A 603-nucleotide genomic window follows, 5' to 3' on the forward strand; every position below is an offset into this window, starting at 1 on the left:
GCGCGCGGCGGCCGAGAAGCTGGGCGCGAGCACCGTCGTCGTCCACCCGCCCTTCCGCTGGCAGCGCCAGTACGCGCGCGACTTCGTCCAGGGCATCTGGCGGATGGCGGACGAGACCGACGTACGGTTCGCCGTCGAGAACATGTACCCCTGGCGCTACCGCGACCGCGAGATGCTCGCGTACGCGCCCGACTGGGACGTGACGAAGGACGACTACCGGCACTTCACGATCGATCTCAGCCACGCCTCGACCGCCCGTGCGGACGCGATCCACATGCTCGACCGCATGGGCGACCGGCTCGGCCACGTCCACCTCGCCGACGGCAACGGCTCCGCCAAGGACGAGCACCTCGTGCCCGGCCGCGGCTCGCAGCCCTGCGCCGAGCTTCTGGAGCGGCTCGCGCTGAGCGGCTTCGACGGGCATGTCGTCATCGAGGTCAACACCCGGCGCGCGATGTCCAGCGCCGAACGTGAGGCCGATCTAGCGGAGGCGCTGGCGTTCACGCGTCTGCACCTGGCGTCGGCGGTGAAAGTGCCCCGCCGGTGACAGACACGGGAGCGCGCCGCCGCGGACGCCCCCCGCGCGCGGAGTCCGCCGACACC

1 protein-coding gene is annotated in these 603 nt (G+C 72.1%); it reads left to right on the plus strand.

All coding sequences use genetic code 11. From position 1 onward, the window contains the following. A partial coding sequence (locus BZL64_RS36300; RefSeq protein WP_244205746.1) for a sugar phosphate isomerase/epimerase family protein occupies positions 1 to 547 on the plus strand: 547 nt, incomplete at its 5' end. Positions 548 to 603 lie beyond the last annotated feature (56 nt).

It is taken from the genome of Streptomyces bobili (assembly GCF_002154575.1).
Taxonomy (GTDB): domain Bacteria; phylum Actinomycetota; class Actinomycetes; order Streptomycetales; family Streptomycetaceae; genus Streptomyces; species Streptomyces bobili.